Origin of the sequence: Paraglaciecola sp. (assembly GCF_039964565.1) — a bacterium.
Lineage (GTDB): Bacteria > Pseudomonadota > Gammaproteobacteria > Enterobacterales > Alteromonadaceae > Paraglaciecola.
On the sequence record NZ_JBDVXF010000006.1, the window covers coordinates 203,385 to 221,630 of the forward strand.

General features: G+C 40.7%; 17 protein-coding genes. 12 read left to right on the plus strand and 5 right to left on the minus strand.

All coding sequences use genetic code 11. The features are described from left to right. Positions 1 to 144 precede the first annotated feature (144 nt). The 5 genes from ABJK37_RS03785 to ABJK37_RS03805 all read left to right on the plus strand — a co-directional run bounded on the left by ABJK37_RS03785 (position 145) and on the right by ABJK37_RS03805 (position 3,395). Positions 145 to 771 carry an NAD(P)H-dependent oxidoreductase gene (locus ABJK37_RS03785; RefSeq protein ID WP_348350277.1) on the plus strand — a complete coding sequence of 209 codons (627 nt, stop codon included), beginning with the start codon at positions 145 to 147 and terminating at the stop codon, positions 769 to 771. 4 nt (positions 772 to 775) lie between these two features. Next, positions 776 to 1,207: a DMT family transporter gene (locus tag ABJK37_RS03790; protein ID WP_348350279.1), complete on the plus strand. Its 432-nt coding sequence runs from the start codon at positions 776 to 778 to the stop codon at positions 1,205 to 1,207. Between the two features lie 5 nt (positions 1,208 to 1,212). Then, the gene (locus ABJK37_RS03795; RefSeq protein WP_348350281.1) at positions 1,213 to 1,926 is read left to right on the plus strand and encodes a GNAT family N-acetyltransferase; all 714 of its coding nucleotides are present in this window, start codon (positions 1,213 to 1,215) and stop codon (positions 1,924 to 1,926) included. Positions 1,927 to 1,974: 48 nt separating this feature from the next. Then, entirely contained in the window at positions 1,975 to 2,841 is an 867-nt protein-coding gene (locus tag ABJK37_RS03800) for a LysR family transcriptional regulator (protein ID WP_348350283.1), read from the plus strand. A gap of 104 nt (positions 2,842 to 2,945) precedes the next feature. Next, positions 2,946 to 3,395: a GNAT family N-acetyltransferase gene (locus ABJK37_RS03805; protein WP_348350285.1), complete on the plus strand. Its 450-nt coding sequence runs from the start codon at positions 2,946 to 2,948 to the stop codon at positions 3,393 to 3,395. 288 nt (positions 3,396 to 3,683) lie between these two features. Here ABJK37_RS03805 and ABJK37_RS03810 read toward each other — a convergent pair whose 3' ends face one another. From ABJK37_RS03810 to ABJK37_RS03820, 3 genes are all read right to left on the minus strand, one after another. Then, on the minus strand, positions 3,684 to 4,010 hold the full coding sequence (locus tag ABJK37_RS03810; protein ID WP_348350287.1) for an antibiotic biosynthesis monooxygenase: 327 nt from the start codon (positions 4,008 to 4,010) through the stop codon (positions 3,684 to 3,686). A 255-nt stretch (positions 4,011 to 4,265) separates the two neighbouring features. Next, complete coding sequence (locus ABJK37_RS03815) at positions 4,266 to 4,949, minus strand: response regulator transcription factor (RefSeq protein WP_348350289.1); 684 nt, start codon at positions 4,947 to 4,949, stop codon at positions 4,266 to 4,268. After that, a complete protein-coding gene (locus tag ABJK37_RS03820; protein ID WP_348350291.1) occupies positions 4,946 to 6,310 on the minus strand; it encodes a histidine kinase in 1,365 nt (454 codons plus the stop codon). The genes ABJK37_RS03815 and ABJK37_RS03820 overlap by 4 nt, the downstream gene beginning before the upstream one ends. Before the next feature lie 189 nt (positions 6,311 to 6,499). On the opposite strand from ABJK37_RS03820, the gene ABJK37_RS03825 reads away from it, so the two are divergent. From ABJK37_RS03825 to ABJK37_RS03855, 7 genes are all read left to right on the plus strand, one after another. Then, positions 6,500 to 7,378, plus strand: coding sequence for an ATP-binding cassette domain-containing protein (locus tag ABJK37_RS03825; protein ID WP_348350293.1), 879 nt, complete (start codon positions 6,500 to 6,502; stop codon positions 7,376 to 7,378). Beyond that, complete coding sequence (locus ABJK37_RS03830) at positions 7,372 to 10,569, plus strand: M1 family aminopeptidase (RefSeq protein WP_348350295.1); 3,198 nt, start codon at positions 7,372 to 7,374, stop codon at positions 10,567 to 10,569. The genes ABJK37_RS03825 and ABJK37_RS03830 overlap by 7 nt, the downstream gene beginning before the upstream one ends. Positions 10,570 to 10,824: 255 nt before the next feature. Next, positions 10,825 to 11,793, plus strand: a complete 969-nt coding sequence (locus ABJK37_RS03835; protein WP_348350297.1) for a hypothetical protein — start codon at positions 10,825 to 10,827, stop codon at positions 11,791 to 11,793. 242 nt (positions 11,794 to 12,035) lie between these two features. Continuing rightward, the gene (locus ABJK37_RS03840; RefSeq protein ID WP_348350299.1) at positions 12,036 to 12,674 is read left to right on the plus strand and encodes a DsbA family protein; all 639 of its coding nucleotides are present in this window, start codon (positions 12,036 to 12,038) and stop codon (positions 12,672 to 12,674) included. A gap of 5 nt (positions 12,675 to 12,679) precedes the next feature. Continuing rightward, positions 12,680 to 13,678 carry a cyclase family protein gene (locus tag ABJK37_RS03845; RefSeq protein WP_348350301.1) on the plus strand — a complete coding sequence of 333 codons (999 nt, stop codon included), beginning with the start codon at positions 12,680 to 12,682 and terminating at the stop codon, positions 13,676 to 13,678. 254 nt (positions 13,679 to 13,932) lie between these two features. After that, positions 13,933 to 15,045 carry an alpha/beta fold hydrolase gene (locus tag ABJK37_RS03850; protein ID WP_348350303.1) on the plus strand — a complete coding sequence of 371 codons (1,113 nt, stop codon included), beginning with the start codon at positions 13,933 to 13,935 and terminating at the stop codon, positions 15,043 to 15,045. 364 nt (positions 15,046 to 15,409) lie between these two features. Continuing rightward, the gene (locus ABJK37_RS03855) at positions 15,410 to 16,519 is read left to right on the plus strand and encodes a hypothetical protein (RefSeq protein ID WP_348350305.1); all 1,110 of its coding nucleotides are present in this window, start codon (positions 15,410 to 15,412) and stop codon (positions 16,517 to 16,519) included. A gap of 121 nt (positions 16,520 to 16,640) precedes the next feature. On the opposite strand, the gene ABJK37_RS03860 is transcribed toward ABJK37_RS03855, so the two are convergent. Continuing rightward, positions 16,641 to 16,940: an antibiotic biosynthesis monooxygenase gene (locus ABJK37_RS03860; RefSeq protein ID WP_348350307.1), complete on the minus strand. Its 300-nt coding sequence runs from the start codon at positions 16,938 to 16,940 to the stop codon at positions 16,641 to 16,643. 335 nt (positions 16,941 to 17,275) lie between these two features. Beyond that, positions 17,276 to 18,202, minus strand: coding sequence for a LysR family transcriptional regulator (locus tag ABJK37_RS03865; protein ID WP_348350309.1), 927 nt, complete (start codon positions 18,200 to 18,202; stop codon positions 17,276 to 17,278). Positions 18,203 to 18,246 lie beyond the last annotated feature (44 nt).

The following is an 18,246-nucleotide window of genomic DNA, read 5'->3' on the forward strand; positions in this document are numbered from 1 at the left end:
AAGTCATTTTTCTCAATTTTTCATAGCCAATACAATGGCTCAGCAAAATCAAAGCTCAACCATTACTTTGCTAGCCAATGGCATCAAGGTTTGCTTGAGTGAGGTTTTAATGTAGAGATAGATAATTATGACTCGGAGAAAAATATGAATGTTATTGATGCTTTAAAATGGCGATACGCTGTTCGCGAATTTAGTAGCAAAGTGATACCAGCACAAGATTTACACGAACTTGCAGACGCTACCCGTTTAACGGCGTCTTCCTATGGGTTGCAACCTTACAAGCTCATTGTTGTTGAATCGCCGGAAATGCGCGAAGCGTTGCTTCCTCATTCGATGGGGCAAACAAAAGTCCGAGATTCGTCTCACCTTTTTATTCTTGCCAGTCACAACGATATAAATGACCACTTTATCGAAAAATATTTTGCTATGACTGCGCAAGTCAAAGGAATAGAGCAGCAAGCTCTCGCCGGGTTTAAGCAACATGTCAAAGATGTGATTTTGGGAATGCCTGAAGCAGCTAAGCGCCAATGGGCGGATCAACAAGCCTTTATCGCCTTAGGAAACCTTCTTACTGTAGCTGCGCTAAAGAGTATCGATGCTTGTCCTATGGGTGGTTTTGACGCTGCAGGATTCGATGAGGTTTTAGGATTAACCGACAACGGCCTTAGAAGCTGTGTAATTTGTGCTTTAGGTTATCGCTCCGACCATGACAGTTCAGCGCAAGCTAAAAAAATACGCCCGGACTTTGATAATTTTATGTTGAGAGTATAACGAAATGTTTTCGGTGTACGCTCTTTTGGCTGGAACATTGATTGCGCTGCAAGCCAGTGTTAATGCGCAACTAGGCGTACTTTTAAAAAGCCCTGTTATCGCAACATCGGTGGCCTTTTTATTGAGTGCAGTTATCAGTTTTGTGGTGATAGTGTTGACTAGTCAGTCACTTCCACCCGTTAAAACCATTGCGAGTATTCCGGCATATTTTTGGATGGGCGGAGTAGTGAGTGCGCTAGGGGTAGGGCTTTGCTACTACCTCATACCGTTAATGGGAGTAGGAAGTATGATGTCATATGCCTTAACGGGTCAACTCATTACGGCTATGGTTATTGCTCATTTTGGATTGTTTGGTAGTGCTGAAATACCTGTAACTTCAACAAAATTACTAGGCGCTCTAGCAATGATGATTGGGATTGCCTTGATTAATCGGTGAAATATATGAATCTACTCACACACAATATCGATAACCTAACCCGCTTGTGGCAAGCTTATGGTTATTATTCTAAAGGCGGTTTGCAGGTAAATACCAATTGGCCGAGAAAAATTTGGTTAGTAGATCCTACTAGCGATTTTACAACAACCGATCTGAAATCTATCTCGAAACATGATGCTAGCTACAAGGTGGCGCTATGGCCTCATACAAACAATAGAAAGTTGAAATCTTATTTATCGCTAGAAACGGGAAGTCAATTACATTTCATGTCATTGATGATGACAGAATATTCACCTCGTAATCCGAGCTCGGCGGATCTTGTGTTACAAAAGCTGCCAGTTGTAAATAGGCAATACATAGATACCTTTGTCGATGTTTGTAGTAATGGATTCGGTTATGATATCAGCCCCGAAGTCATGTACAGTGCGTCAACATTTTCTGAGGTATCTCTTTACCTCTTGTACCAGAATAATAGTCCCGTGGCCACAGCTCTTACTTACGTTGAAAATGGTGTGTGTGGAATTTATCAAGTTTCTGTACCGAACCTATATAGAGGTAAGGGGTACGCAAAGTCAATGATGATCATGTTGCTAAATGAGATAAAAAAGTCGGATCTAGAAACTGCAACCTTACAGGCCTCGATGATGGGACTTCCGCTTTATGCTAATCTTGGTTTCCAAGAAAATGGACAGTTAAGGTTTTACGCACTGAGGCATTAACGACTTAATTAACTCGATAATTCAGCGATTGAAGTGAGATTGGATTTTATGCAAAGAATATCATTAGAACAGTGGAGGACGTTCATTGCGGTGGTTGATTGTGGTGGTTTTGCTCAGGCGGGTGATGCCATGTATAAGACGCAATCAACTGTTAGTCATAGCATTAAAAAACTTGAAGGCACCTTAGGTGAACCTCTGTTTAATGTTGTTGGACGCAAAGCTGTATTAACTGAATTCGGAGTCACATTGTTAGGCTCGGCTAGGGAGTTGGTTAGCAGAGCTGATAGCCTTGAGCATGAGGCTATTTCTAACAAAAAACAGCATCACGCGTCCATAAGCCTAGCGGTAGATACATTGTTTCCCAAACAACATTTATACAGCGCTTTATCGACCTTTTCCGCAGCGTACCCCGAAATAAACGTGCAGTTGCAAGAAACCGTTTTATCAAGGTGTGGCGAGTTACTAGACGATGGTTCGGTGGATATTGGTATTGCCAGTGCTATTCCAAAAGGTTTTACGGCTCGCGTGGCAAGTTTGGTTGATTTAGAGGCCGTAGCTCATTGTCAGCATCCGTTGGCCTCCCTAGACTGTGTGACTTTTGAGCAGTTAGAACAGTGTCGACAAGTTGTGATCCGAGACGCAGGACTGCGACACAACGTTAATTCTGGTTGGTTAGGATCATCATCGCGTTTTACAGTAACCAATGTATCAGAAGCTACGTATGCTGTTAAAAGCCAGGTAGGTTTTGCTTGGTTACCTAGTTGGATCCTTGCAAAACAGGATGAGGCTTCTCCCTTGGTTAAATTAAAACTTAAACATGGCCAAATTAGAACCGTATCTTTGTTATTAGGTATCAGAGAAGATTGTGTTGATTCGCCACCACACAGTGAGCTGGTATCGTTACTATTGAAGTAAATAAGCTTATAAACTTGGCTTAGAGTAAGGAGGTTTACCGTGCTTCAAATAACATCACCTGATTTGTTGTGTAGATCATCAATCATTAATTTAGGGCAAATCTCATGCTAAAGATTAGAGAAGTAGAATTGCAAGACATTGATGTGTTACTAGAACTAATGTTTGCGATTGCAAAGTATCATGGGCAAGAGCAGTACATCACAACATCTAAGCAAGAGTTAATCGACTCTGGGTTTGGCGCGAATCCATCCTATGGGGCGCTGTTGGCTGAATTAAATGATCAAGCTGTTGGTTATTGTTCCTACACCTGGAATTATTCAATTTGGTTGGGAGCATCCTATATGAATATTGATGATTTATTTGTTTGGGAGGAATTTAGAGGCCAAAAAGTCGGAGAGTTGTTAATGCTCAAAGCCAAAGAGGTATGTAGAGTTAAGGGTTCGAGCCGCATAAAATGGGAGGTACAACAAGATAACTTAGGTGCCATTAAATTTTATGAACGTTTAGGCGCTACGGTTGATATTAAAGGAATTGCCAGATGGGACGTTATCTGAGGCTAATTTCGCGAAACTGGCAATTCATTGGATTGACGTAATCCATCATTAACATTTCATAAAGGTTCGTTAAAACAAAGTCTTACGTCAAATAATCGTTGCTACAATGAGGTGTGGTTTAGATGGTAGTCCAAGTGCGAGCATTGCTCAATTACTTGGTTAAGATCTTGTTTAAGAAGGGTAAAACGACTTTTCGAAAAAATTCAATGTGGCTGTGTAAATAATAAGCAAGCAGTTAGGCGTTACATACATGCGTGCTGGTTACAAAACTGTTGCCTTGTCGTTCCATCACGCTTTGTTTATTTCAGTGTGTAGCAAGTCAATTTGTACTTCCATCTCATAAAGAACCTTTGTCATTTCAATATTCAGGCTATCTAGCATTGACTGTCTAAATTGTTCATATTCATCTGACATAGTTATATCACTCGCATTGCGATAGGTTTGTTCATCAGGCCATTGTGCGTACGCAATAAATGCTCCATCTTTATTGCGGTGCAGGCGAGAGCCTAAGCTTCCTTTAAATAAGTATATGCCTTGAGTCGTTTTTGACCATGCGCTAGCAAATTGCTCTTCAAAGCCAGCCTTAACTACAAATTCATACATTGCTATAAACATTCTTTTTCCTTAAATTTTGACTCGTTTTATATACCCATAATTACTTGCAATCCGCTTAGGAATACTCTTGGTCATTCTGTTCAAACTGTTTTGTTAATGGCTTCGACATTACTGTTGTTAACAGAGAAAGTAACTGTAATGGTATAGATAAGGGGGTGAGTAAGTTTCATATTGTATTCGTACTTGAAGGGGGCTGCTCTGATAAACCGCTAAATTCTGAGTCTAGTGTTAGCCTAGAGAAAAAAGTGAATTTAATTAACTGTTCCACAGGTCAGCCACCTTGGCTTTAAAAGATTTGCCAATATTTACTTTACGACCACTGGTTAACGTTAAAGTATGCGTGTCTTTTGCGATAATGTCGGCTTTGTTGACGAGTACAGATTTGTGTATCTGTATAAAATCACCCTGAGGCAAAGCTTGTGATATTTCTTTGAGTGGACCCTGAGTGAGAACATAGTTTTTGTCTTGCCAAACTTTGACGTAGTTTCCGTAGCTTTCAAAACATTCAATGGTGTCGAGCCAAACTTTGCGATCTTCTCGATCAACGCGAATAATAAAACTTTTACGCTCGACTTTATGTACAACTTTCTGCATACGTAGTTTCACTTTTTCAAGCGCTTGGGTTAGGCGTTCTAAACTGATGGGTTTCAGTAAATAGTCGGTGACATCTAACTCGAAACCAACTAACGCATGTTCTTGAAATGCGGTACACAAAACGACTTGTGGTCGATTTCCCATGACTTTTAACATGTCTAGGCCAGAAAGACCTGGCATCTTAATATCTGATAGGATCAAATCGACATTGTGATGGGCAAGGTAGGCTAGCGCATCCGTCGCGTTATAACATTGCTGAACGACTCGTATATCATTATGTTGCTGCAAATGGTGCAATAGCACTTCATGAGCCAAGGGCTCATCGTCAATAATAATAATCTTCAAAGTGTTATCCTCAATTCAGCAATCCACTGTGAGCCACTTCGCTTCGATTGCAAGCTATGCTGACTCCCGTAGGTTAATTCTAGGCGACGACGCAAGTTCTTCAGTCCTATACCGCTGGACAGTGTTTGATTAGGTGTTGAAGCAACACTGTTACAACAACAAAAGACAAACTCCGTTCTTGCAACTTTCGCTTCTATTGTAATATCACCCATTTCAGGATTGGGCTCTATACCGTGCTTGAAGGCATTTTCCACTAACATGATCAACAACATTGGAGCAATTTCAACTTCTTTTTGTTTGACATCTATTGTCCAAATTACCTGACATCGATGACCAATCCTCATTTGTTGAAGCTCAACATAATTTTGCAAGTAGGCGAGTTCTTCAGATAGCGGTACGCGTTCACTCTGACCTTGATACACCAAATATCGTAATAAGTCAGACAATTTTAGAAGCATTGGGGCAGCCTTTGACGACCCTGTCAAACAGAGTGCATACAGACCATTGAGCATGTTAAACAGAAAATGAGGGTTGACTTGTTGTTGTAACATTTTCAGCTCTGCTTCTGCTTTCCCTTGCTGCAGCTCAGCAACTTCCTTGGCGCTTTGTTGCCGTTCGAAAGCAAGGATAAAAGGGGTGCTGAGTGCCCAGACTGTGACTGCAGTAAATAAATTCATACCAGCAAAAATATTGTGATCCTCAGACGGTAACAGGGTTTGTTCTGGAATGTTAAGGGGCAATTGCAAAACCAAATAAGCAAAAAGCGGGTAGGTGATTAATAACCATAAGGTACTACTGAGCAAGTACACATACACACCATGACGTTGCAGCACCTTGCGAATGAACTGATATCGATTCATCCAATAATAGATAAAGACAACCGCGGCCATAATCAAAAATTGCCAGAAATAATGTAAAGTTAACGTCCATTGCTGCGCCATTAATTCTAGGTCAATAGTGGGCTCAAGAGGTTGATTGCGCATAGGATCGGGATTGAAGACAAATATACTCGTCATCACCCAAACCCAGGCCGTTAATAAAACAATCAGTGCGGTGTCAAGGGATCCTAAAAATCGAAGCCAACTAGCGCGTATCTGGTGTTTAAAAACGTGCTGATAGGCGAGGTGCATCCAATGCAATAAGGTTAAGACCCCGGCAATTATCCAAAACCTAGGTGTCGCTACAGCAACAATCATGGCGTCAAATAATGCTTCGCCGAAATCCAATGACGAGGGAAAATCATCAACACTACTGACTATGACTTGTAGGCTACTAAAAATCGCTATCGCGAGCGCTGTAACTAACGGTAGTAGCGACGACTGTCCGTAGGCTTTTAAGTTTTTCCAGTTTAATTGGGCCATGCATTTACTCTATAAAACAAGTCATTTTATCCTACCGTTCCCATTGCACACTGTCACTTTTTGTCTGACGAACTAAGTGGTTTCGATGATGAAAGTTGCGTAGGTCATGAAAAGTCATACATTGATCACAATTGTCTTCTTATATACACAACCGAGTTCTAATCTTCTCCTAAATAGATAGGAGCCATTATGTTAAAACTCGAATCAATTAGTAAAACCTATGCAGATGGGACACAAGCTTTAAAAAATGTATCCATGGAAATAGGCACTGGCATGGTGGGATTACTGGGGCCAAATGGAGCGGGTAAGTCGAGCTTGATGCGTACCATTGCCACCTTACAAACTGCAGATAGTGGCACAGTTTTACTGGATGGGGAAAACGTTGGTGAAACTCCCAATTTACTGAGGCGGCAGTTAGGTTATTTACCGCAACATTTTGGAGTCTATCCCCATATTTCCTGTCGCGGATTGCTTGAGTATCTAGCCATTATGAAAGGGTTAAATGATCGAGGGAAGCGTGAACAACAAATTGAACAGCTACTTAGTTTGACTAACTTAAGTAGCATGGCACATCGCCAAGTTCGCTATTTTTCTGGAGGTATGTTGCAACGTTTTGGAGTCGCCCAGGCTTTACTTGGTGACCCAAAAGTACTTGTTTTAGATGAGCCAACATCAGGTTTAGATCCTGCTGAGCGACTACGTTTACATAACGTTCTTCATGACGTTGCGAAAACGCGCTTATTGTTGTTGTCTACGCATATTGTTGAAGACATTGAGCATCTTTGTAGCAAAACATACATTTTGTTATCTGGAGAGATTGTTGCTAGTGGTGTTACTTCCTCGTTGTTCGAATCATTAGAAGGAAAAATTTGGCAAGGGGTTATGGCCTCATCTGAAGTACCGTTAGACGCAAAAGTTTTGTCACAGAACTTACATTACGGAGAGCCAGTTTGTCGGGTCTATGCAGAAGCGCAACCTAATTCCAATATGAAACCTGTTAAACCTTGTTTGCAAGATCGTTATTTTTTACACCTTAACGGTAAGGCATTTGGGGACCACTTATGTTGAAACTACAACTAGGATCAGAACTTCAGTTGCAATGGCGGCAACCAGTTTTTTTGATTTTATTATTGGTTGCTCCGCTATTTGGTTATTTTGTTGGCCAAGGGATCAATAGTTCCCAAGCGGAATTGTTTCAGCGTTTTCATTTGCAACAAGTGGTAGGCTCATTGAGCATGATGGCGCTGCCATGGCTAAGCGTCATTTTGGCCGTTTCAGCACTTTTTCGCGACCAACACAGCAACATGTGCGAGTTAGTTGGAGCGCTGCCGCTGAGTCAAAAAAAACGACAAGGCTTAATTGTCTCAGTTCTACTTATTTCCATTTATGTAATATGCATTGTGGCGGTTTGTGGTGTTTTTGTGGGGGTATGTGTACAAGCCCAAACTATGCCAGCGCCTTTGACCCTGTTTCATGTGTTTTTCCAGTTGCAAGGGCTGCTAATAATGCTTGCGTTGCCTGCATTATTATTTTTCTTGGCTCTGTTTTGGCTGCTAAGAAACGTGTCAGCACCACCTATGATTTTGTATTTGACTGGGTTGTTAATTTTTGTGAGTTATATGGCAATGGCAAGTGCCAGTGGCTCTCCACTTATGGCTGGTTCACAAGTGCCAGATCCAATATTTAAGATGTTCTGGAGTTATCTTGATTGGTTCGGACTAACAGTGTTGTTTACAAAAGATATCGAATGGGAGGTATTTTTTCTTAATCGCGTGGTTGTCCTACTTGCAGCCGTTTTGGCTGTTAGTTTGGCATTAAGGTGGTCAACATTTAATGTTTGGGGGAGCAAAAAAAACACCCAAAGTTCGGCCAGTCTAGGCAAATCTAAAGCTTTAGATGTGGGGCCTTTCAAATTTTTTGGCTGTACGCCAAAACCAAATTCACAGTTTTTTGCGTTACTACGATTACAGAGTAGTCAGTTGCTCCTGCATCCCGGTGCGTTGTTTATGGGACTCGTCTGGGGTGTCATTATCTTCGCAGAAACCTACCCGTCATTACATGTCGCTGAAATGGGGGCGAGTTTGCAGGGCGTGACTATGGATGCGGTTAACCGATTTATGTGGGATCTCGTGCCACTATTTGGCTCTATGTTGATTCTTTTTGTCGGTTACAGCCTTACGTGGCGTGATCAACACTATAATTTTGCATTGGTTACTGAAACATTTCCTGTGTCTTTCGTCTTGGTTTTCTTCAGTCGTTTAGTGCTGCTTGTGGTTGTACTACTGATATTTCTATTGGTGACATGTGTAGCCTCGTTAGTTTGTCAGTTGATGGGTGACAGCGCTATTCAACTATCGGAATATGGGCGTTTTGTGGTGTACTCTGGTGTGCCACTGGCGGCGAAAGGAGTCGCTTTCTTGGCGTTATTGTCATTGGTGAAACAGCGAGTAATCGCTCTTAGTTTTTGTGTATTTATTTTAGTGCTGGAGTTTACTCCTTTGCCTTCGCTTCTTGGTTTGTTGCATCCTTTATTCAAACCCTTCGCTACGCCATTGCAAGAGATAGATTCAATATTAGGCTACAAGCCTTATGTAGAAGGTTTTTGGGATTTTAGTCTGTTTTGGTTATTAGTTAGCGCTGCACTCGTATTCGTAAGCTTGATGCTAAACAAAGCAAGGAAATGGCCTTTGCAAATACCTAAATATGGAGTAGCGCTGTCTATAGTACTTGGGTTGGCATTGTTTCAAATAAGCCATCTAAACCATGAGATCGTTAAAGATGGTAATCAGCTAAGCGTAGTTGAGCAGTTGCAATTACTCGCAAATTATGAAAATTCATATAGTCAGTTTGGTGATGAACTTGTGCCAAATATTGACAAGGTTACAACAAGAGTCGACTTATATCCGATGCAGCGTAAAGCCGAAATTAATGGTAGTTACTACTTATCGAATCCTCATAAAAAGCCGATTAAACAAATTCTTGTGAGTGAAGATTGGCGAAGTCCTGTTGAGTATATTCAATTGGAGCATGAATCACAGGTTATTTATGATGCAGTGCAAGGGCAGCGTATATTTCAATTGGAATCGCCACTAGCGCCAGGGCAAAAAACTAAGTTGACCTTTAAATTAGTGTTACAGCAAAGTGGTTATCAGGCAATTAAAAGTCATAAGATCCTTACCTCTGAGTTTATCTATTTGCGAGCCATTCCATTTTTCCCTGCGCTTGGTTATCAAGGGGTTAGAGAGATTAGCAATAATGATTTGCGCATTGAATATGGACTTAGCCCACGCAACAAACAAACAACTGAAGAGAAACTTGAGGTTCGTGATCGAGCAAAAGATAGATACCAATGGTCGTTACTCAGCACAATCATTTCAGTACCTAAAGGGTATCAGAGTTTTAGTCAGGGGGAATTAGTCGCACAATGGGAACAGCAGGACCGTGTTTATCGTCGTTATGAGACAGAGTCTGCTGTGCATCGTGTTCAGGCATTTATTGCTACTCCAGCTGAGACAGAAACGCGCCTGGTTAGTCGACTCTTATTGCAAGTCGCTTATTATCCACAGCATAAAGAAAACGTGACTATGACGTTAGATGCCATGCAGCAAACAGTTGAATTTCTGTCCCGGTTTTTAGGGCCATTTCCAGGTAATACATTAACCTTAATTGAGTCTCCAGACGCAGGTCCTACTGGTTTTGCTTTGCCACAGTTAATTCTTATTGGCAGTAAGTTAGGCTTCAGGTCTAGGGCGGATGCAGAGTATTTATTCAGTCATACTTATCGCCGAGCTGTGCATGAAACTGCGCACCAATGGTTTGGACATCTTCTTGGTAACGGAATTCAACAAGATAGCGCGTTTTTAGTCGAATCAATGGCAAAATATGTTGAGCTTGTACTTCTAGAAAAGCATTACGGAACTGAAGCAATGCAAGCGCTGGTGGATTATGAAACACAACGTTTCTTACATGCAGAAAACCATAACCGAGAAGCGCCAGTTAGTCTTGTAAATGCGCAGAGCCCTCACGATAAATACTCGCGGGCGACAGTGGTCTTTTCTCGATTGCGAGCCCAACTAGGCGATGAACCTATTTTAGCTGCGTTATCTGAAATCATCGAATTACATAGGTACCCGCTTCATCCTGCTAGCTCTGTAGATTTTGTTAATGCACTTATCAAACAAGTGCCTGAAAGACGCGCTTTCATTGAAGAATTATTAATACAGCAAGTTTCTGTCAGTGACTGGTTGACACAACCTTAAGGATATTAACCAATTTAATTTATTCGAGGTTGGAATTGGCTTGTCACTCGACTGTGGGAAACTAGACTGCTGTTGTATTTTGACGCCTAGCGATTGGCTGTTGAGTCGTTACAACAATATCTCTGGTAACAATAGGAATTCTTAAATCCTACGTTTGTCATGATTTTATCGAAGTTCATCATACAACCCTTGTAGTAGTTGAGCGTATGGCGCAATTATTAGGCTCCAAAATTCTAATAACCAAGTAACATGTTTATGAAACTATTGACTGCTTTTTGCGCACTTTATGTTGGGTTAATGACAATGATCCCAGCGAGCGCCAATGAATTTAAATTAGCATCTGACGCTTTGTTGCAGGGCGATACTAAATTAGCTAAAAAACGCATTGAAAATTCACGGGGCGCGAAGACGCCCGAGTGTTTCGAATTAGAGGTTGTCTATCATATTTTTGTTGAAAAAATTGAGACGGCAATTGAAATTTTGAGTGTTTACGAATCCCAATTTAAACATGCAGCACGAACCCATGCTTTTGCCGCTGAAGCTTGGCGGAGTATAGGACATCAAGTGAATATTTTTCGAAAGCGCGGTTATTACAACAAAGCTTTACAAGCCAAATTGCAAGCCGGCGTTGCTATCAATTCAAGTCCGAAGAATATGGTAATGCGAGCCTCTGCTTTGGGGCAAACTGAGGAAATTAGCCACCAACAAAAATTAACTCAAGAGATAGCTTCTATCGACCAAAAGTGGGGTTATATCGCACAAATAAACCTAGCGCAAAATTCCGAAAATTTTACTAAAGGTAAGAAGCTTGCGCTAGACGCAATTGCTAACTATCCCAATGACTTTTTTGTTAATGAAAGAGTTGCGCAATATTATTGGACAATAGGTGATGAGACTGGCGCTCAGCGGTATTTTTTAAGGGCATGTAAGAATCGCGTTGTTGGACAATGGTACGACAATGTGAAGTGGCTAAACTCTTGCCAGCTGGTAGTGCACTTTACTGATGAAAAGGGACTTGCCCCTGAAGCAGCAATATCCGCATTAACCGTATTGTTGAGTGAGTTTACTTTATTCACCTATGCAAATGTGGCTCACGCGAAACAACTACTCAGGCTAGCCGAACCTAAAAATTCAAAAGTTGCTGCTGATTATCTTAACCGCGTCATTAAATCTTCTTCAGATTCGAAACTCGTCAATGCTGCCAAATTGGCTTTGAAATTTTGACTATTCATTTTAAAAAACAGCGACGGGAACTAACGGAAGGTTGTGCTCCTAATAATGGAATCAGACTTAAAAATAGCAAATAGCAAATAGCAAATAGCAAATGTGAGTTTTGTATTGGTAAATGCCATCCAATAAAGCGCATTGCATGAATTTTTTCACTGTTTATGGGCAATTTAAGTCATTTTAACTTTTGTATCTCAGTCCCTAAAATTTTCAACGTTATTCACTTGGAGGGTTACCACATGATAAAAGTTGAGTTCTACCATGATGCGGTTTGTGGCTGGTGTTACATAATGTCGCCGCGATTACGCAAGATAATTACAAAGTTCAATGTAGAAGTTGCGCATAGAAGTTTTGTATTGCAGCGATCCACTGAAGAGATGATTGAGCGGTTTAGCTCAATGGAAAATGCCAAGCATGAGATTTTATCTCACTGGGAAGCATGCAAAATCAGCGCTGATGATCCGTCTACCATCAATATTGAAGGTATGAAAGCCGCTAAGTTTGACTATCCCAGTGGTTATCAAGCAGCCTTAATCGTTAAATCTGCAGAAATACTGTGGGGGCAAGAGGCACACTGGGATCTGTTTGATGCGATACAAAACGCGCATTTGAGAGAAAGTCGTAATATTGGTGATATCAATGTTTTGTTGGCTATAGCACAAGAGATGGGCTTTGATGCGAATGCGCTGCAACAACGAGTTGTTGATGAATACATTGTTCGACTTGTTAAACAAGATAACGCCAGAGCTATGAAGTTTGGTATTAAAACTATCCCTACAATCGTAATTGATGGTAGGCAGGTTATCTCGCAAGTGATGACCTTAGAGCAGCTAGAACGACTATTTACAACTATTTCAACAACGACATTTTCGGAGTAAGAATAATGAATATTATACAAATAGTCCGTTTATTGATTTTAGTTGTTATTTTGCTTATGAGTTTGAGTCCAAAAGCCGACATTTTTGAAAAACAAACAGTCGGAACAAGTCCGTGGGGGAAGGATGATGAACTGGGTAGACTCAATCTAATTTCACCCGAATCGAGAGCGGTTGTGATGGCACAGGCCAACTTTTCAAAAGCCTATGATCTCTCCGTAGATTACTTTGTAGGTATGCCGAGTTGGCAAGCCGCTGGCGATCCGCAGTATCAATTTTGGATGACACATACACCCAAAGGTTCGGTAGTGGATAACGTGTTAGGCATGGGACACGATGTCAATTCTCACGTGAGCTATACCGGCAGCGCTATTTCAATGTATACCCACAGTGGCACCCATATCGATGCATTGAACCATTTTGGTATAAACGGTGAAATTTATAATCACTTTTCTGCAGACGAATACCTAGGAGATAAAGGCTGGAAAAAAAACGGTGCTGAGACCATTCCTCCAATTGTGGCTAGAGGTGTGCTTCTAGATATTCCTAAGGCTAAACAACTAGATGTACTGCCTGACAATTATCGTATAACAGCAGCAGACTTAAAGTTAGCACTGAAGTTTTCAAATCTTGAACTTCAAGAAGGTGATGTCGTGATGATCCGTACAGGCAGAATGAGAGATTTTGAGACTGCAAAACAATATATGGCCAACAGTCCTGGATTGGGAATGGAAGCGGCTGCCTTTTTAGCAAACGCTGGGGCGATGATCGTTGGAGCTGACAATCTGAGCTTTGAGGCATTTCCTTCAGAAGTTGAAGGAAATTACGTACCAGTCCATACCTATCTGTTGGCGCAAAAGGGCATTCCTATCATTGAGCTTGCGAACTTAGAGACGTTATCCCGCGATGCTACTTATGAGTTCGCTTTTGTTGGAGGCTCACTAAAACTAAGAGGCGCAGACGCTGCACCGATAAGACCAATCGCGTTTCCTTTCAAAAAGGGATAACAAAGTATAGGCATTGTTTAGCTCATTACGAAACTGAGTGTTTTGTTAACTTTTCAACTGATAGCCAAGAAAAATAATTTTTCGGAAAACTATGGGATTTCCAAGGTTAAAGGCTCTGAAACGAAAACGTTACTGCACTAGACCCGCACTTTATGGGGCACCTGAACTATCTTATTTGATTGTTTTAGGGCCAGGAATTGTGGGACGTTATTTTTACCAATAAAACTGGTCTAAAGACCAGACAGGAAAATTAAATGATTAAAATATGTTCAATAACACTTTTTTTGTTGTTCACCTTAGTTACTGAGGCCAGTTCCGAGTCTAATATTTCTAGTTTTAAAGACGTAGAGCTACTAATCGCAGTAAATGATGTGCAAATAGGGGGCACATTAACACTTCCGAATAAAAACGAAGTGGATTCTTTGGTTATATTAAGTTCAGGAAGTGGCCCGCAGGACAGGGATGAAACCCTTGATGGGTTCAAGATTTTTAAGGTCATCGCTGAGCATCTCGCGTTACAAGGAATCGCTTCGTTTCGCTATGATGACCGTGGTGTGGGGGAAAGTTCAGGTGTTTTTCAAACCGCTACACTTGATGATCATGCTAGAGATCTAAAAGGTATGATCAAGTTTTTTAAAGCTTCGGAAATCTACTCATTTAAAGATTTTATTTTGTTCGGACACAGTCAGGGCGGGATTTCGAGTACCAAAGTAGCGATAAATAATAGTGATATTAAAAGTTTAGTCTTAATGGGCGCTCCCTCGGCTCCACTTATTGATATTGTCCTTTATCAAATTAGACAGGAGTACAACTTATCGCCAATCAGCAGGCATTTTATTGAAGCTGAAGTCTCCGCTCATAACAAGTTAATGAGTGCGATTAGAAATAACCGAAATAAAGAACAGGCGCTTAAGGAATTTGAACTGAGTACAGTTGCGGTTATGTCGCGTCAACCTGCCAATGAAGGTTTGCAGGCTAAAAAGATTGAAGAGATGGCAACGAACAAAACTAAAGAATTTGAGATTGTTTACGCTTTACCTTCTCTTACTTCTTACCTCTATCATGACACTTCCTTGGATTATTCACGTTTAAACATTCCTGTTTTGAGTTTGTTTGGTGGCAAAGACCTCCAAGTAACAATAGAGCAACACAAAGACCGGATGGAAAATGCGTTTCTTGCCTCAGGTACTCCCTATCAATTCGTCACCTTTGATGACGCAAATCACTACTTTCAAACAGCTAAATCTGGAAAAAGAGATGAATATGGAACCTTGGAAAAACGCTTTGTTTCAGGATTTCTAGAAACAATATCTGCTTGGATCCTCGAGCTTACCTACACCGATAAGGCCCCAGAGAAAGAGGAGTAGCTCACCACTAATAGATGTTATGGAAAATGTACATTCGGTAATAAATTCAGAACGAATGGCAGAAAATTAAGTATTAAATTTGGGCAGAATAACACAGGAAACTGAGGCATTAACAATTAGTTTGCGGCGACAAACTAATTGTCGATGAAAATCGTGCTGGCCATCCAACAGAGATGATTATCCAGTGAAAATTTTTATTCTAATAGCTACCAATCTAGAGCCAATGATATTGACTCGATTAAACCTCCTAACAATTAGGAGGTCGAGTCTTTTCAAGCACACAAAGGATTGTGCGATGTCCACAAATTGAAAGCGTTAATTAAATTAATTTATAACCAATTATTGTAAGAATGGAAAAATATTGATGATAGAAAAACGACCTACCCAAAGCCCAAATGTAAAACCAAAGTTGGGCTTTTTGAAACACATGCGATTGTTATTAGTGTGTTTGCTATTAGGGGCATGCGGCAGTGATTCTGAGGAACCGTTGGTCGCTGAAATCACTGTAGAATTCGGTGAAATCAGTTTAGATGGACTAATTAGCAACAGAGTACTGGTTACTTCTGAAGGTGTTGTTGTAGCGACTGATAAAGGTGCGTACAAATCAATTGATCAGGGAATAAGTTGGGAATTAATGACTCCCGAAGATTGGCATGTTTTGGATGTTATTGAGTTAGATACCTTGCATCTTATGGTCTCTGTTCAGCTGAAAGGGACCAACTTTCTCAGTGAAAGCTTTGATGGTGGTAACACATGGGATCACTTGAGAACGAATTTTGGAGCTGAAAATAGTAGTGATTCTGAACAAGTAAATCGAATGGACTGGGATGAAACTACTCAGACTCTTTTTGCTACTGGTGTAGAAGTATTAGCTAAATCAAACGACCGCGGACTCATTTGGGAAGTGGTTGCTGGAGGGTGGAATAGTTTTGGCTCCGGAATGCGCTCAGTTTCTTATTCACCTACTCAAAACATTGCGTTTTACGGCGGCCAAGGTGCCATTGAAAACCCGCTTTTAAAACGAGTTGATTTAACCAGCGTCTCTGAAAGCTTTATTGATCTGACAGAACTGCTCCCTATGCCAAGCACTATTGAGGAAATTCAGTTTGACGAGAATGATGACAATACTCTGTTTGTTTCTGGTGAAGGTGGTTTAATTGCCTCTAGTGATTTAGGGGAAACTTGGACACCTCTACTCCTTGATGATAACTCCCGATTTTTCTTTGATTTCGTCAAAGATAAACGATTTAACGACCATTTTTATACTGCGGGTTGGAACAAGGTTTTTAATGAACCTCAGCCTTTGATTCTAGAAATTAGTCAAGATAATGGGAATTCATGGCAACAATTTACCCATCCAAATCAAGAGTTGTTTGGTGGTGTAAGAACTATGGATATAATGTATGAGGGAGACGAGGCGATACTTTTTTTGGGGTTATACAAAGGCGGAGTAATAAAAGTACTGTTGCGCTAAACCGCTCGATCCTTTTCACAGAGCCCTTTGCAGAGATGTCAGATACTCAATTGTAGTAGCTAAGACTTGATTGTGAGCGTTGCAAGGGCAAACTTAGGTTATCAATCAGAAAACATAATTTTCAGCTGTATGTTTGGTCTTCAACTTCTTCAAAAACTTCCACAGAAGAGCGATGACCAATAAGGCGCATTTCTGACATCTCTTTGGGATTTTCACCTTCCCAAAATGCCGACCAATCGTGGATGGAGCGCCATTTTGCTATTGTCCTAACTTCGCTAGGGTTTTCGATTGATCTAATCATTCTACTTCCCAAAGCCCCTTCTACATTCTGATGAATGTAATTAGTGGTGGATTTCCACACTTTTTGGAATTGAAGGAATTTATCGGGGGCAACTGTCCAGTGATAAATGACTTGTATCAATGTAGTGTTCCTTATCTTGTCTTAGTACTATGCTTTGGTAACCTATGAAATCAAAAAACGAGAGTTTTAGATTTCAAATGTTCTAAGGTGTTCGAGCCACTATTTAAACGATATTTGGGCTCTTTTCGTGACGCTATATTTTAGTTGCAGACCAATTTAATGCAAGGGTGTGGCTGGTTCTACCCATCAATAAATTCAAATTCTGAATGGCAGGAAAGAGCGTGACACAGCATTAAAATAATAATGATCCTATTCAGGACGCTAATTGAGACATGAATAGAGACCGTCAGGTTGAAACAATCTCTATGAGTCACACAGATTAGTCGAGTTACGCCCTAAGTAGTTAAATCGTCGTTTGGCTCATTTGAGTTAGGTAACTTTGCAGTTCCAGCACAGTCTAAGGACGTCCAAATATTGTTCGCCAAAGGGCCATGCTCCAAATCCATTTTTCTCACTAAATAATGCTCTGAAAAATTCTTAAGTTGCGAATCAAAATTGAGTTTAACGAGGCTCCCATTTTTGATTTCCTGCTCCACTAAGTGTTCTGGTAGTTCCCCCCAACCTAGACCTGACATAATCATTGCTCGTTTAGTGCTCATCTCAGTTACATAAAAGGTTTTAGCTCCTTTTACTTTAGACAAGGCCAATTCACTAATATTTTTACTGGGCTCACCAATAACAATTTGCGTGTGATCTAAGACATCAAGTGAACTGACTGGAGATAATAATTGAGCAATTTTGGAATTGGGGGCAGCGACGGGAATAATTCGAACCGAAGAAATGTATTTGAGTTCGACATTTTCCTCTATTTTACCTCTAAGAGGCGTAATTGCTAAGTCTGCAGAATCTGAAATTATATTTTTGAAGGCCTCGCCATGATATTCGGTTGTCATTCTCAATTGCATATCCGGATAATCCTCACGGATACTTTCAATTAAATTAATAACGTAACATTGCGGAAAAAAAGCGTCGATTGACATAGTGATTTGTTGATTCTTTTTCTTACCTTTTTGTTTAGATGAAGAGTAAAGCTCTGTAGCAGAACGAAGGGTTTGCAGTGCCTTTACATGAAAATCATGCCCGTCTTCAGTGAGAATAAGTCGATAACCGTCTCTCGAAAATAATTTTAAATCGAGATGAGATTCCAAAGCCTTAATAGCGGAACTAATAGATGGGGCGGATTTATAAATTTGCGTACTGGCGGCTCTTATCGAGCCATACTTAACTACAGCAGCAAAAACTTTCAACTGTTCGAGGGTCATTGAAAAGTACAACCTATTATTTGCACTACGTGTTTTCCGTATCA